The organism is Thermus islandicus DSM 21543, from assembly GCF_000421625.1.
Classification (GTDB): Bacteria; Deinococcota; Deinococci; order Deinococcales; family Thermaceae; genus Thermus; species Thermus islandicus.
This window is the reverse complement of the sequence record NZ_ATXJ01000011.1, coordinates 12,644-25,242: the sequence shown is the minus strand read 5'-3', so window position 1 is coordinate 25,242 and position 12,599 is coordinate 12,644. Positions and strand designations below refer to the sequence as shown.

Genomic DNA, 12,599 nt, shown 5'->3' with positions numbered 1-12,599 from the left:
GGGGTAGCTAGTCCTCCCGCAGCACGTACCCCACGCCCCGCACCGTGTGGATGAGGCGGCGCTCCCCACCCGCCTCCAGCTTCTTGCGCAGGTAGCCGATGTAGACGTCCACCACGTTGCTTCCGCCCTGGTAGCCAGGCCAGACCTTCTCCTCAATCTCGTAGCGGCTGAAGACCTTGCCCGGGTTCTTGGCCAGGAGCTCCAGGAGCTCAAACTCCTTGTTGGAGAGCTCTATCCGGCGCCCCCCCCGGAAGACCTCGCGGCCCTCGAGGTTGATGATGAGGTCCGCCACCCGGATCTCCCCGGTGATGGCCGGGGTTACCCGGCGCAGGTGGGCCCGCACCCTGGCCAGGAGCTCCTCTATGGAGAAGGGCTTGACCAGGTAGTCGTCCGCCCCCGCGTCCAAGCCCACCACCTTGTCCTCAATGCGGTCCTTGGCGGTGAGGATCAGGATGGGCACGTTGGAGGTCTTGCGGATGCGCTTGGCCACCTCAATCCCGTCCATGACGGGGAGCATCAGGTCCAGGATCACCAGGTTGGGGTTGACCTCCCGGAACCGGGAAAGCCCGGTGATGCCGTCGTGGGCCACCTCGGTGCGGTAGCCTTCCGCCTGCAGCTCCAGCTCTATGAAGCGGGCGATGTCCTTCTCGTCCTCCACGATAAGGATCAGGGGAGGTTCCATACCCCCATGGTACGTACTTTCTCATGAGAAAGCTAGGCGCGGGGGCCGGGGCGGGCCTCAGGGGATCCCCCCCTTGCGCAGGGCCTCCTGGAGGATCCCCTCCGCGCTTTCTCCCTGGTAGAGGGCCTCTTCCGTGAGGAAGAGGCGGTGGGGGAGGGCGAGGAGGGCAGCGTCCTTGAGCTCCTTCCAGTCCACCAGGGGCTTCCCCCGGAGGTAGGCCAGGGCCCGCGCGAGGGCGAGCCAGGCCTTGGCCCCCCTAGGGGAGAGGCCCATGCGGAGCCTTCGGTCCTCGGCGGTGAGGAAGGCCACGTGGGTGATGGCCTCCAGGGCCTCCTTCGCCACCCGCACCGCCTTCGCCTCCTCCTGGGCCTTCAAGAGGTCCACCTCTTGGGGCTCTGGGACCCTGGGCTCCTCGGTGAGGATCCGGAGCCACACCTCCCTCCTCGGGGGGCGGAAGGGGATCTTGGCGGCAAAGCGGTCCAGCTGGGCTTCCGGCAGGGGGTAGGTGCCCTCGAGCTCCAGGGGGTTCTGCGTGGCCACCACGAGGAAGGGTTCAGGCAGGGGGTAGCGCATGCCCCCTGCGGTCACGGCCCTTTCCTGCATGGCCTCGAGGAGGGCCGACTGCACCTTGGGCGGAGCCCGGTTGATCTCGTCCGCCAGGACCACCTGGGCGAAGATGGGCCCCTTCACGAACTGGAAGGTCCCCTCCCTGTAGACCTCGCTCCCCGTAAGGTCCTGGGGCAGGAGGTCCGGGGTGAACTGGACGCGCCTGTAGCTCAGGCCGCTGGCCCGGGCGAAGCTTTCGGCAAGAAGGGTTTTCCCGAGGCCGGGAACCCCCTCCAGAAGGGCGTGTCCCCGGGCCAGGACCGTGGCCAGGAGGGCTTCTATGGCCCCTTCCTGGCCGAAGAGGGCCTGTGCCAGGGCCTCGCGCAGGCGCCAAATCCCCTCCACTACCCCTCCTGCCGCCTCTCCTGGACGATCTTCTGGGCCAGATGGGGGGGCACCTCGGCGTAGTGGCGGAACTCCAAGGTGTAGGCCCCGGCCCCGCCTGTGAGGCTGGGAAGGCTTTTGTAGTACTCCAGGACCTCGGCCAGGGGCACCTCGGCCCGTACGATGGAGAGGGCCCCCTCCTGCTCCATGCCCAGGATCCGCCCCCGCCTGGCCTGAAGGTCGGCGAGGATGTCCCCCACCCGCTCCTGGGGGGCAAAGACCTTGATCTCGTAGATGGGCTCCAGAAGGACGGGGCCCGCCTCGGCCATGACCTTCTTGAAGGCGAGGCTCGCGGCGATCTGGAAGGCGAGGTCCGAGGAGTCCACCTCGTGGTAGGAGCCGTTGTAGACGATGGCCTTGAACCCCATGACGGGGAAGCCCGCCAACACCCCCTTCTTGGCCGCCTCCTTGATTCCCGCCTCTATGGCCTCCTGGTACTTGCTGGGGATTACCCCGCCGGTGATCCGCCACTCAAAGCCGTACTCGGGGGCGGGCTCGAGCCTAAGCCACACGTCCCCGTACTGGCCGTGGCCCCCGGTCTGCTTCTTGTACTTGCCCTGGCCCTCGGCTACCCTTTTGATGGTCTCCCGGTAGGGCACCTTGGGCACGGTGAACTCCACCTCCACCCCGTAGTCCCCTAGGCGCTCCCTGGCCGTGGTGAGGTGCAGCTCCCCGTGCCCCCAAAGGAGCATCTCCCCGGTCTCCTCCTGCCTTTCCAGCTTCAGGCTCGGGTCCTCCTCCAGTAGCCGCCTCAGGGCCTCCCCCAGCCTGGCCTCGTCCGTGCGCCCCTTGGGGTGGAGGGCTACGGGCACGTTGGGCTCGGGGAGGCGGGCGAAGGGGACCTCCTCGCTTTCGGGCCTAGGCCCTTGCCAGAGCACCATGCCGCGGTGGAGGCTCTCCGCCTTGGGAAGGCCCAGGATGTAGCCCGCCTCCGCTTCCTCCACCTCCAGGAGGTCCTTCCCCATGGGCACGTAGAGGTGGGGGAGGCGGACCGGCCCGGCCTCGCTTTGGAGGGTGTCCCCGGGCTTGAGCCTCCCCCGGTAGAGGCGCACGTAGGCCACCTGCCCCATGAAGGGGTCCACCTGGACCTTGAAGACCTTGGCCAAGGGGGGGCCTTCCCCGAAGCGCTCCTCTGGGGAAGGGAAGGCCTCCAGGAGGAGGTCCAGAAGGGGCAGGACCCCGATCCCCGTCTCCCCCGAGGCCAGGGCCACGGGGAAGAGGAGGCCCCTCCGCACCGCCTCGTGGAAGGCCTTCTCCAAGGCCTCCCCCGTCACCTCCTCCCCCTCCAGGTACTTCTCCAGGAGGCCCTCGTCGGTCTCCACGATGGCTTCCAGGACCTCCTGGCGGAAGCGCTCTGCCCTTTGCCGCTCGGCCTCGGGGACCGCCACCTCCCGTTCCTCACCCCCCTCGTAGCGGTAGGCCTTCCCGTGGAAGACATCCATCAGGCCCACCCAGCGCCCCTCTTCATAGAGGGGGAGGCCTATGGGGAGGATGGGGCCCAGGGTGCTCCGCAGGTCCTCCAGGAGGGCGTAGTAGTCCCCGCCCCGGTCCAGCTTGGTGACCACCACCATCCGGGGCAGGCCCAGCCTTTCCGCCACGGTCCAGGCCCTCTCCGTGCCCACTTGCACCCCGCTTTCCGCCGAGACGGCCACCAGAGCGGCGTCCGCGGCCTCGAGGGCCCCCCGGATCTCCCCCACGAAGTCCCCGTAGCCCGGGGCGTCCAGGAGGAAGATCCGGTGCCCCCGATGGCGGAGGGGGGCGACCCCGGTGCGCACCGTGGTCCGGTGGAGCCTGGCCTCGGGGGTGTAGTCCGTGGTGGTGGTGCCCTCCTCTACCCGGCCCATGCGCTCCTTGGCCCCGGTCCGGTAGAGGAGGGCTTCGGTCAGGGTGGTCTTGCCGCTTCCCGCGTGGCCCACCAGCGCGACGGTTCGGATCATGGCGCCTCCTTCTTGGTGCCCCTAGTATAGGGCCAAGGAGGGGGTGGTTGGCCCAGGTCCTCTACGTGCCCATAAGGCTCCTTCGGGAAACCCAGGCCCACCTGGAAAGGGAGGCCCCCCGGGAGGGGGTGGGGCTTTGGGCGGGGAGGCGGGAGGTGGAGCGGGTCATTCCCCTGCCCAACGTCCACCCGAACCCCCGCACCGGCTACCTGGCCGAGCCCCTGGCCCTCCTCAGGGCGCTCAAGGAGATGGAGCGGGAGGGGCTTTCCCTCCTCGCCATCTACCACTCCCACCCCGCAGGCCCCGCCCTTCCAAGCCCCACGGACCGCAAGGAGGCCCGCTGGCGGGTCCCCTACGTCATCTTCGGCACCGACGGCTTCCGGGCCTTCCTCCTCCCCGAGGGGCGGGAGGTGGAGGTGGTCCCCCTTTACCCTCCGTAGAACCATCCCGTGTCCCACATGACGAGGGGCCTGGCCTCATAGCGCACCCCGGCCTCCACCACCTCGGCCACCACCAGGCTGTGGTCCCCGCCCTTGTGGAGATGGCGCACCTCGGCCTCCAGCCAGTAGGGAAGCTCCGTGAGGAGGGGCAGGCCGAAGGTGGGGGAGGGGACGAAGGGGTGGCCGTTGAGCCGGTCCCCCTCCCGCACCGTGGGCTTGAAGAAGTCCTGGGCGATGGTCTTCTGGTCGTGGGCCAGGGTCATGAGGGCGAGCCTCCCCGTGCGCTCAATGAGGGCGTGGAGGTGGCTGTCCCCCTTGACCCCCAGGGCCACGAGGGGGGGCTTGAAGGAGGCCTGGGTCACCCAGTTGACCGTGCCGGCGGCGTACTCCTCGCCCTCTTTGGCGGTCAGGATGTAGAGCCCGTAGGTGAAGCTGCGGAGGACCTTCTTTTTGGCCTCGAGGTCCATGCTCCTATTCTACGTCGGTAAGGAGGGCCTCCAGGAGCGCCCCGTGGATCAGGCCGTTGGTGGCCACGATGTAGCGGCTCCCCAGGCGGTAGGGCCCGCCCGCCAGGTCCGTGACCCTGCCCCCCGCCTCCTCCACCAGAAGCCACCCCGCCGCCACGTCCCAGGGGTTCAGCTTCACCTCCCAGAAGCCCTCCAGGCGGCCCGCGGCCACGTAGGCCAGGTCCAGGGCGGCCGCCCCGGGGCGGCGCACCAAAAGCCCCCGCCTCAGGGCCCGGGCGAAGTAGGTGAGGTTCTCCGGATCCCTGGCCACGTCGTAGGGAAAGCCCGTGGCGAGCAGGCTTCCCAGAAGCTCCCGCCTCCCGGTAACCCGGATGGGCCTTCCGTCCAGGTAGGCTCCCTCGCCCCTTAGGGCGTAGAAGGTCTCTCCCCGGGCCGTGTCCATGACCACCCCCGCCTGGACGACCCCCTCGGCCTCCAAGGCCAGGGACACCCCGAAGAAGGGGAAGCCGTGGGCGTAGTTCACCGTGCCGTCCAGGGGGTCCACGATGAAGCGAAGGGCCTTTCCCCCTTCGCTTCCCCCCTCCTCTCCTAGGAAGCCTGCCTCGGGGAAGCGCTGGAGGAGGAAGTCCTTCAGGGCTGCTTCCGACTCCCGGTCCGCCTGGGTGACGAGGTCGGTGGGGCCGGACTTGGTCCCCTCGGTGAAGCCCTTTTCCAAGTAGTAGAGGTGGATGCCCCGGGCCAGCCGGGCGGCCTCCAGCATGGCGGCAAGGTGGGGAAAGAAGGGGTGCTTCCTGCCGATCACCCTCCCATCATAATCCGGGCGAAGAGGGCCCGCATCCTGGCCTCGCTCTTCACCCCGGGGGCCTCCTCCACCCCGCTCGCCAGGTCTACGGCGTAGGGCCTTAGGGCCAGGGCCTCCCCCACGTTTTCCGGGGTGAGGCCCCCCGCCAGGATGACCCTCCGCCCGCTCGCCAGAAGGGGCCCTGCCCACGCCCGGGGGTAGGCCTCCCCGCTTCCCGGGCGCTTGCCGTCCAGGAGGAGGGCTTGGGCCGGGTAGTCCGCCCACTCGGGCCTCGCGGGGCCTTCCAAGGGGAAGGCCTTGATCACGGGGTAAAAGCGCCCCACGGCCTCGGCCCACTCCGGAGGCTCCCCCCCGTGGAGCTGGGCCACCTGGAGGCGGGCCCTTTCCATGAGGCGGAGGACCTCCTCCGGCTCCTGGTCCCGGAAGACCCCCACGCGGACCACGAAGGGCCCGAGGGCCTCGGAGATCTCCCGGGCCCTTTCGGGGGGGATCCGCCTCTGGGAGCCCGGGGCCAGGACGAAGCCCAGGGCCCAGGCCCCCAGGGCTTCCGCCAGGAGGGCGTCCTCGAGGCGGGTGAGGCCGCAGATCTTGACCCGCACGGGCCCAGTATAAGGGGCCGGGCCCTCTGGGCTTAGGGGAGGCCTAGCCGCACTTGCTGTAGCCGCACACCTGGCACTTCCAGCACCCCTCCTCCCGAACCAGGGCCTTTTCCCCGCAGGAGGGGCAAGGGCTCGCTCCGGCGAGGGCGATACCCCCTCCCGAAAGGGCCGGGGCGGGGGCTTCCCCTTCCACCTCCGGCCTCTCGGTGGGACCTTTCAGCGAGGCCGGGATGGTCTCCAGGGCCACGGCGATGAGGTCGGCCTTGCTGGAGACGAGCCTTCCCTGGTAAGTGCCGTAGAGCCCTCCGTTGATGCCCCTGAGCGTGCGGATGAGGGCCTCGGGGGGCACCCCGTACTGAAGGGCGATGGAGACCACCCGGCCCAGGGCTTCCGAGTCGGCGTTCGCCTCGTCCCCTGCCTTGCCGGAGGTGAGGATCACCTCCACGGGGTGGCCGTCCAGGACGTTCACCGTCACCAGGAAGCTCCGCTTCGCCCCCTCAGGGGTCATGAGCTTCACCATGTCGGTGAAGCCCATGAGGCGGCCCGGGCGCTCGTACAGGGGCTCTCCCGGCGTGCGGACCTTTGGGGAGGCCTCCTTGACCTCCACCTTTTCCTCGCTGGCCTCTTTAACCTCCTTTGCCTCTTTTTTCACGGTGAGTACCTGGAACTCCCGGCTCCCGTCCCGGTAGACGGTGATCCCCTTGCACCCCGTGCGGTAGGCCTCGAGGTAGGCAGCCTCCACGTCCTCCACCGAGGCCTCATGCGGGAGGTTGATGGTGTTGTGGGAGATAAGGCCGTTGACCACGTAGCGGTGGACTTCCTCCACCTCAATGTCGTACATCTCTACCTCGCCCACTTCCTCCACCTCCACGACCCGGTGGGCCAGGATGTCTGTGGGCCAGCCCAGACGGTCGGCGGTGGTGTTGTAGACCACCTGTACACCCCTGTTGCGCACGGACCTCAGGTTGGAATATCCAGGGTGAGCGGTGTTCACGTGGGTGGCTGCGAGGATTTCCTCCGGGATGAAGACTTTGTAGCGGGTAGCCACCTTGGCTCGCTTGTGGGCTTCTATGGGCTGAAGGAGTTCCTGGAGAGGCCCGGCCACAGCTATGGAGTAGACGTGATAGGTTTCCTTGGGGGTGAGGACCTTTTTCCGCCCTTGGTAGACCTTGGGCAAGCCGAAGCTGCGGGCAAGCTCAGCCCCCTCATAGGCCAGGCGCTGGCTCCTTCCCTCATAGACCACAAGCCCCATGTTGGGGTGCACGTAGCCGTCTAGGGTGAGGCCGCGGAGGAAGGCCAGTTTCTCCTCTGGGCTTCCCTGAAGGATCTGCCTGGGAATCCGTTTCTGGGCTGCTCCCTTGCCGATCAGGTTTTCCACGAACCGGGCTAGACGCCGGGAGGTAAGGTACAGGTTTTTCACCCCCGTGCGCTTGTCCATCGTGCACTTGGGTTCTACGCCGAAGAGCTTGGCCACCACCCTCTTGAAAATCTCTTCCACCTCAGGGTCCTTGGTGGCGATGCCCACAAAGCCCGTGGCTTCCACCGTGGACCCGTCTGCCGCCAGCATCCCGAGGAAGAGGGCCAGGTCCTCGGACATCCTTTCGGGAAGGGGCAGGTTACGGGCATTGGTTCTCAGGGGGAACCCCGAGGCTTCGGGAAGGGGTAGCCCGCCGGGCCCGTGGGAGGGAACGAGCTTACCTAGTACCACGTCCCCGGGTTTCAGCTCGCGCATTAAGCGCCAGCCCTCTGGGGTGAGGAGGCGGTGGCTTTCCCAGGCCCCCACGAGCTCGGACCCATTGTCCAAGCGTACCCTCACGCCCCGCTTCTTCCCGGCGTAGTAGTGGGCAGTAATGCGGTACCCCTCGGCGGTGTAAAGTCCTTCCACCGGAGCGAAGGTGTCCTCAGGGTGGGGCAGGGCGATCTCCTCTATGGGGATGAGGCCCTTGGAGGTGGGAATCAATGTGCCCTTGGCGATGCACTTGGACAGGGAGTTGGCGGCGTACCCCTCGGCGTCAAAGGCCCGCTGGACCACCCCCTGCATGCGCACGTGGTCCAAGGGGTGGATGTCGTGGGCGCACTGGAAGACCCGCCGGATGGGCTCGGGGACGAAGGGGAGGCCCTGGACCGAGCCGTGGCCGTCCTTCTGGATCTCCTCCACGATCTTCTCCCAGTCCCACTTCCCGTCCTTCTCATACCCAGGGGCGGGCGGATAGGCCTCCATGAGCTCCACGAAGAGGGGGTGGAGGAGGGGCTTGTACTCCCCGCCGATCCTGCGCCAGACGAAGGGGCTGAAGACGGGCTCAATCCCCGAGGAGACCCCCATGAGCATGCTGGTGGTCCCGGTGGGGGCCACGGTGAGAAGGGCCACGTTGCGCCTCGGGCGGACGCCTAAGGCCTGGAAGTACTCCCGGTGCTCCTCGTAGAGGGGGAAGACGCCCCGCTCTTTGGCCAACGCCTCCGAGGCCCGCACGGCCTCCTCCCGCATGGCGGACATGATCTCGTAGACCTTCTTGCGGGCCTCTTCCGAGGCGTAGGGGAGGCCCATCTTGATGAGGGCGTCCGCCAGGCCCATGACCCCGAGGCCAAGCCTCCTGAGGCGCTTCGCCGCCTCCTCGTTGTCGGGGAGCGCGAACTTGTTCACCTCCAGGACGTTGTCCAGGAAGCGGATGGCGGTGTGGACGTCCTGGCGGAAGGCCTCCATCTGGAACTCCCCGTCCTTCACGTAGGCCGCGAGGTTCAAAGCGCCCAGGTCGCAGGGCTCGCCCACGGTGAGCGGGATTTCACCGCAATTGTGTGCAATGATTCCATTTGCTATGAGGCTGTGGGTGACGGGCTCGGTCAGGTCGTAAACGGGAGCTTCCCCAGCAGGTTCCACGCTGGTCACCGTGGCCAGGAAGGGCTTGCGGTAGCTTCCCCGGGGCCTGTGGCGCAGGAAGGTCAGGAGCTTGGACTGTTTTTCCTCCTGCAGGAAGCCTACGGCCTCGGCGAACCGATCCCGGTTTTCGCCTCCCAGGATGAGCTCGTACTGGGGTGCCACCGGGTACGGTTTGAGGCCGCCCTTGCCGTTGGGTAAGACCTTGGTAGCGGCTTCTCGGCGCTTGTGGATCTTTCCGAGAATCCCTAGGTTGAGGAGGAGGAGTTGGACGTCCTGGAGGAGAGCTGGACTAGAGGAGGCTAGACGGATGGTGGCGTTCTGCTTTTTCTCGTTGATCTGCACCGAACCGTCGGCGCTGAAGAGGCCCTGAAGGAAGCCCACTACTGCCTCCCGGGGGGCGCGGAAGAGGCTTTCCGGGACCCGCTTTTCCGTGGCCCTGGCCGCCTTGACCCCCAGGGCTTGGAAGAACTCAGCGGGGATACGGTTGAAGTGGAGGTGGAAGGTGTTGGAGCGGGTTTCCTGGAGGGTGCCCGGGCCGAACCAGTCCCGGAGGAGGTCGGGAAGCCAGGCGAGGGCGGCGAAGTCTTGCCGGGAGAAGTAGAAGCCTACCCCATCCTCCCGCAGGTAGCCGTCCCCCAAGAGCCAGCCCAAGGCCACCCCGAGCTCCCGGCTCCAGCGGGTGGGGAGGTGGCTGTACTGGGCCCGGACGTCGGCGCGGCCTCGGCCTCCCCGGCCTCCCGCGGTGGCCACCCGCTCCTGGGCCACGGCCAGGGCGGGGGCGGGCAGGCTCTCCTCCTTGGGGAAGAGCCCCTCGCCGCTTTGCACCAGGATCTTCTCGCCCGGCCTGAGCTTCCCCGCTTCCCGGTAGCCCTCCGGGGTCAGGAGGAGGTGGTCCGGGGTGAGGGTGACCTCGAGGCCCTCCCGGGTGCGGAGGCGGACCACGGGCTTGACGCCGGTGAAAAAGGCCCGGACCGCCCTCCGCACCGCAGTGCCGTGGGTGGGTAAGGGGGCGCCCCCGCCCCCAAAGGGGGCCCGGTTGTCCGTGACCAGGTAGAAGCTCCCCCCTTCGCGTGCGAGCTCCTCAATGGGCACAAGCCCCCGTTCGGTGGGGATTCTTGTAGACCCCACGAAGCAGGGATTGGTGGAGCGGATCTGGTAGCGTTCGCCGAGCCCCTTCAGGGCCGAGAGCTCGTTGACCCGGTCCACGAAGATGAGGCCCGGCTCCCCCGTGGCCCAGGCGTGCCAGGCGATCTCGTGCCAGAGCCACCGGGCAGGGACCTTGCCCCCGTAGAGGGGGATGGGTTTGGCCCCGTCCGCCCGCTCGGGGAGCTCGGGGAGCCTACCCGTGTAGGGGCCCTCCAGGGGGTAGGGGTAGTACTTCCCCGGCACCTCCACGGGAGTTACGGGCCAGAGGGCGTCCTCCTCCAGGGCCTTCATGAAGGCCTCGGTGACCAGGACGGAGATGTTGAAGGTGGAGATGTCCCCCTCCGCCTTCTCCCGGTCCAGGTCCTTGGCGGTGAGGAAGTCCAGGAGGTCGGGGTGGTCAATGGAGAGGGTGGCCATCCCTGCCCCGCGGCGGGTGTTGTGGCTCACCAGCCCGTTGGCGAGGTAGGTGTGGTTCTCGTCCACGGAGAGGTCCAGGGTGAGAATTGCCCCGCCTGGCTCCACGGAGGCCACCCGCACGTAGTACTCGTTGAAGGGGAAGGGTTCAGCCTCCAGGCCCAGGTCCTGCGCCTTTTCCAGGACCATGGCGTACCCCGTGGCGGTGAGCCGGCGCTCGCCCCGGAGGTACCGGAGGAGGTCCTTCCGCAAGGGGGTGTGGGGGGAGGCGTAGCCCTTCTTGCCCCTTTCCGTCACCGCCAGGAGGGGCTTCAGCAACCCCTCGGCGTGGGGCAGGGGCCAGCTGGACTCCCTCCGGGTATCGGGTTGCCTCTCGTAGAGGGATTCCAGGCGGGAGCCCTTGGGTACTCCGATCCTCTCCAGGTAGCGCTCCAAGCCCTTGGCAGTGACCACCCGGATCCGGCAGTGCTCGGCCTTGGAAAAGCGCCCCGGCAGGGGGTTGTAGCGGAGGAGCTTGGAGGGGATGCCAAGCCCCCCCAGGAGGACCATCACGTCCTGGGCCAGGCGTTTGGAGGCGGTGGTCAGCATGGGGTAGCCCGCGGTAAGGGTGCCATCGGCCTCAAAGAGGCCCCGAAGGAAGGCGGCGAGGACGGGGCGGGGGCTTTGGCGGATGGCCCTAGGGACCTCCAGCTCCTGGGCCTTCCCCTTAAGAAGGCCGTTCTTCCTGAGCCAGGTGACCAGGGGACGGCTTCGGACCACTAAGGTGACGCTCCGGTCCCCCGGCTTCCGCTCTTCCCGGAGCTTCAACCCGAAGAGCTCGCGGAAGAGGCGCTTGGCCTCTTCCCGCATGGGCTCCTCCTCGTGGACGGAGAGGCCGATCCGGTCCCCGCTCACGAAGCCCTCCCCGAAGAAGAACCCCAGGAGGAAGGCCAGGTCCTCGGTGAGCACCTCCGGGGTGCGGATGGGGGTGGCGTTGGGGTGGAGGGCCTCGTCCAGGGGGGCGAGCTGGACCGGGGTCCCCGTGTGCTCGTCCAGCACCCAGATCACCCAGTCCCCCGGCTTGAGGTCCTGGAGTTCCACCCAGGCCCGGGTCCCGTCCTCCCGGAGAACCTTCAGCTTGTGGTTGGGGGTCCCTTGGACCTCGAGGCCGTTTTCCAGGACCACCCGCAGGGTGGGGGCTACGCCGTTGTTGTACCCCTCGGGGCTTCGCCGCCAACCCTCGTCGGTGGCCACGCTTAGGGCGTGGGGCTGCCAGCCCCGAAGAAAGGGGTCCACGATCTCCCGAAGGCGCAGGGTACCCCGGTCGGTGTGGACCAGGGTGTCGGGGTGGAGGCACCCCCCCTGCCGCACCACCCTAAGGACCGGGGCGTACACGTAGCGCAAGGTGGCCACAGGGCCCGCCCCTTCCGCTCCCAGGGCGGCCCACTCCAGGAAGTGGTCAAAGATCTCAAAGAGGAAGCTCACGGGGCCCGAGCTTGTCCCCCCGCTGCCCCGGATGGGCGCCCCCTCGGGGCGGAGGAGGGAGAAGTCCACGTGGGGGGTGAGGCCCCGCCGGGCCAGGTCCGCGGCCTCCCGGGCGGCCTCCACGATGCCCCCCATGTCGTCGGGGATCAGGATGCGCTCCTTAGGGGGCTCCTTGACCAGGTGCACCCCCCGCTCTTCCGCCAGGGCCTTGAGCTCAGGGGGTAGCTCCCCGTAGACCACCCGGGTGAAGTTCTTGAGCCGGATCTCCTCCTTGGGCCCATCGGGGTTGATGGGGGGGCGCATGAGGCCAAGGAGGAAGTCCTCGAGGTCGGGGTGCTGGGCGGACAGGTAGGCCACGCCCCGGACCTCTCGGCGCTTTCCCGCTCCCTTGGAGCGGTAGGGGTCCAGGTTGACCCCGTTCCCCCCGCCCACCTTGGTGACCAGGGCGAGCTTCTTGGCCACCTCCATGATGCCCTCAAAGCTCTCCGGGGGGTTCTCCGTGGCCCCCTGCACGAAGCAGTTGAGGAGGTTGCCGTGGGCCGTGCCCGCCCCGGCGAGGATCCTGCCCCCCGGGGAGAAGCGCTTTTCGCTCATGAGCTCGTAGAACTTCTCCTCCCAGTAGGCCCTTTCCTCGGGCTTCTCGGGCTTGGCGATCTCCCGCGCCACCCGGCGGAACATGCCCAGGATATCCCCGTCCCCCTCCTGAAGGTACTGGCGCTTGGCGATGGCCTGCGCATGCTCGTCAAAGAAATGGCGTTCCATACATCCTCCCCTGCCCCCATA

The 12,599-nt window shown here is 68.0% G+C and carries 8 protein-coding genes; 1 reads left to right on the top strand and 7 read right to left on the bottom strand.

The genetic code is table 11. From position 1 onward, the window contains the following. Nucleotides 1-7: 7 nt before the first annotated feature. From H531_RS0109550 to H531_RS0109540, 3 genes are read right to left on the bottom strand one after another with little or no spacing between them, the layout of a single operon-like run. Nucleotides 8-682 carry a response regulator transcription factor gene (locus tag H531_RS0109550; protein ID WP_022799124.1) on the bottom strand — a complete coding sequence of 225 codons (675 nt, stop codon included), beginning with the start codon at nucleotides 680-682 and terminating at the stop codon, nucleotides 8-10. 57 nt (nucleotides 683-739) lie between these two features. Next, nucleotides 740-1,624, bottom strand: coding sequence for an AAA family ATPase (locus H531_RS0109545; RefSeq protein ID WP_028490782.1), 885 nt, complete (start codon nucleotides 1,622-1,624; stop codon nucleotides 740-742). 8 nt (nucleotides 1,625-1,632) lie between these two features. After that, the gene (locus H531_RS0109540; RefSeq protein ID WP_022799122.1) at nucleotides 1,633-3,609 is read right to left on the bottom strand and encodes an elongation factor G; all 1,977 of its coding nucleotides are present in this window, start codon (nucleotides 3,607-3,609) and stop codon (nucleotides 1,633-1,635) included. Between the two features lie 47 nt (nucleotides 3,610-3,656). Here H531_RS0109540 and H531_RS0109535 point away from each other — a divergent pair, with 47 nt between their 5' ends. Then, nucleotides 3,657-4,049 carry a M67 family metallopeptidase gene (locus tag H531_RS0109535; protein ID WP_022799121.1) on the top strand — a complete coding sequence of 131 codons (393 nt, stop codon included), beginning with the start codon at nucleotides 3,657-3,659 and terminating at the stop codon, nucleotides 4,047-4,049. On the opposite strand, the gene H531_RS0109530 is transcribed toward H531_RS0109535, so the two are convergent. The 4 genes from H531_RS0109530 to H531_RS0109515 are packed head-to-tail and all read right to left on the bottom strand — an operon-like array spanning nucleotide 4,037 to nucleotide 12,578. Beyond that, a complete protein-coding gene (locus tag H531_RS0109530) occupies nucleotides 4,037-4,516 on the bottom strand; it encodes a flavin reductase family protein (RefSeq protein ID WP_022799120.1) in 480 nt (159 codons plus the stop codon). The two genes, H531_RS0109535 and H531_RS0109530, sit on opposite strands and share 13 nt — an antisense overlap. Before the next feature lie 4 nt (nucleotides 4,517-4,520). Then, nucleotides 4,521-5,318, bottom strand: coding sequence for an inositol monophosphatase family protein (locus H531_RS0109525; RefSeq protein ID WP_022799119.1), 798 nt, complete (start codon nucleotides 5,316-5,318; stop codon nucleotides 4,521-4,523). After that, on the bottom strand, nucleotides 5,315-5,917 hold the full coding sequence (locus H531_RS0109520; protein WP_022799118.1) for a phosphoribosylanthranilate isomerase: 603 nt from the start codon (nucleotides 5,915-5,917) through the stop codon (nucleotides 5,315-5,317). Before H531_RS0109520 ends, H531_RS0109525 begins: the two co-directional genes overlap by 4 nt. A 43-nt stretch (nucleotides 5,918-5,960) precedes the next feature. After that, a complete protein-coding gene (locus H531_RS0109515; protein ID WP_022799117.1) occupies nucleotides 5,961-12,578 on the bottom strand; it encodes an intein-containing adenosylcobalamin-dependent ribonucleoside-diphosphate reductase in 6,618 nt (2,205 codons plus the stop codon). Nucleotides 12,579-12,599: the final 21 nt, after the last annotated feature.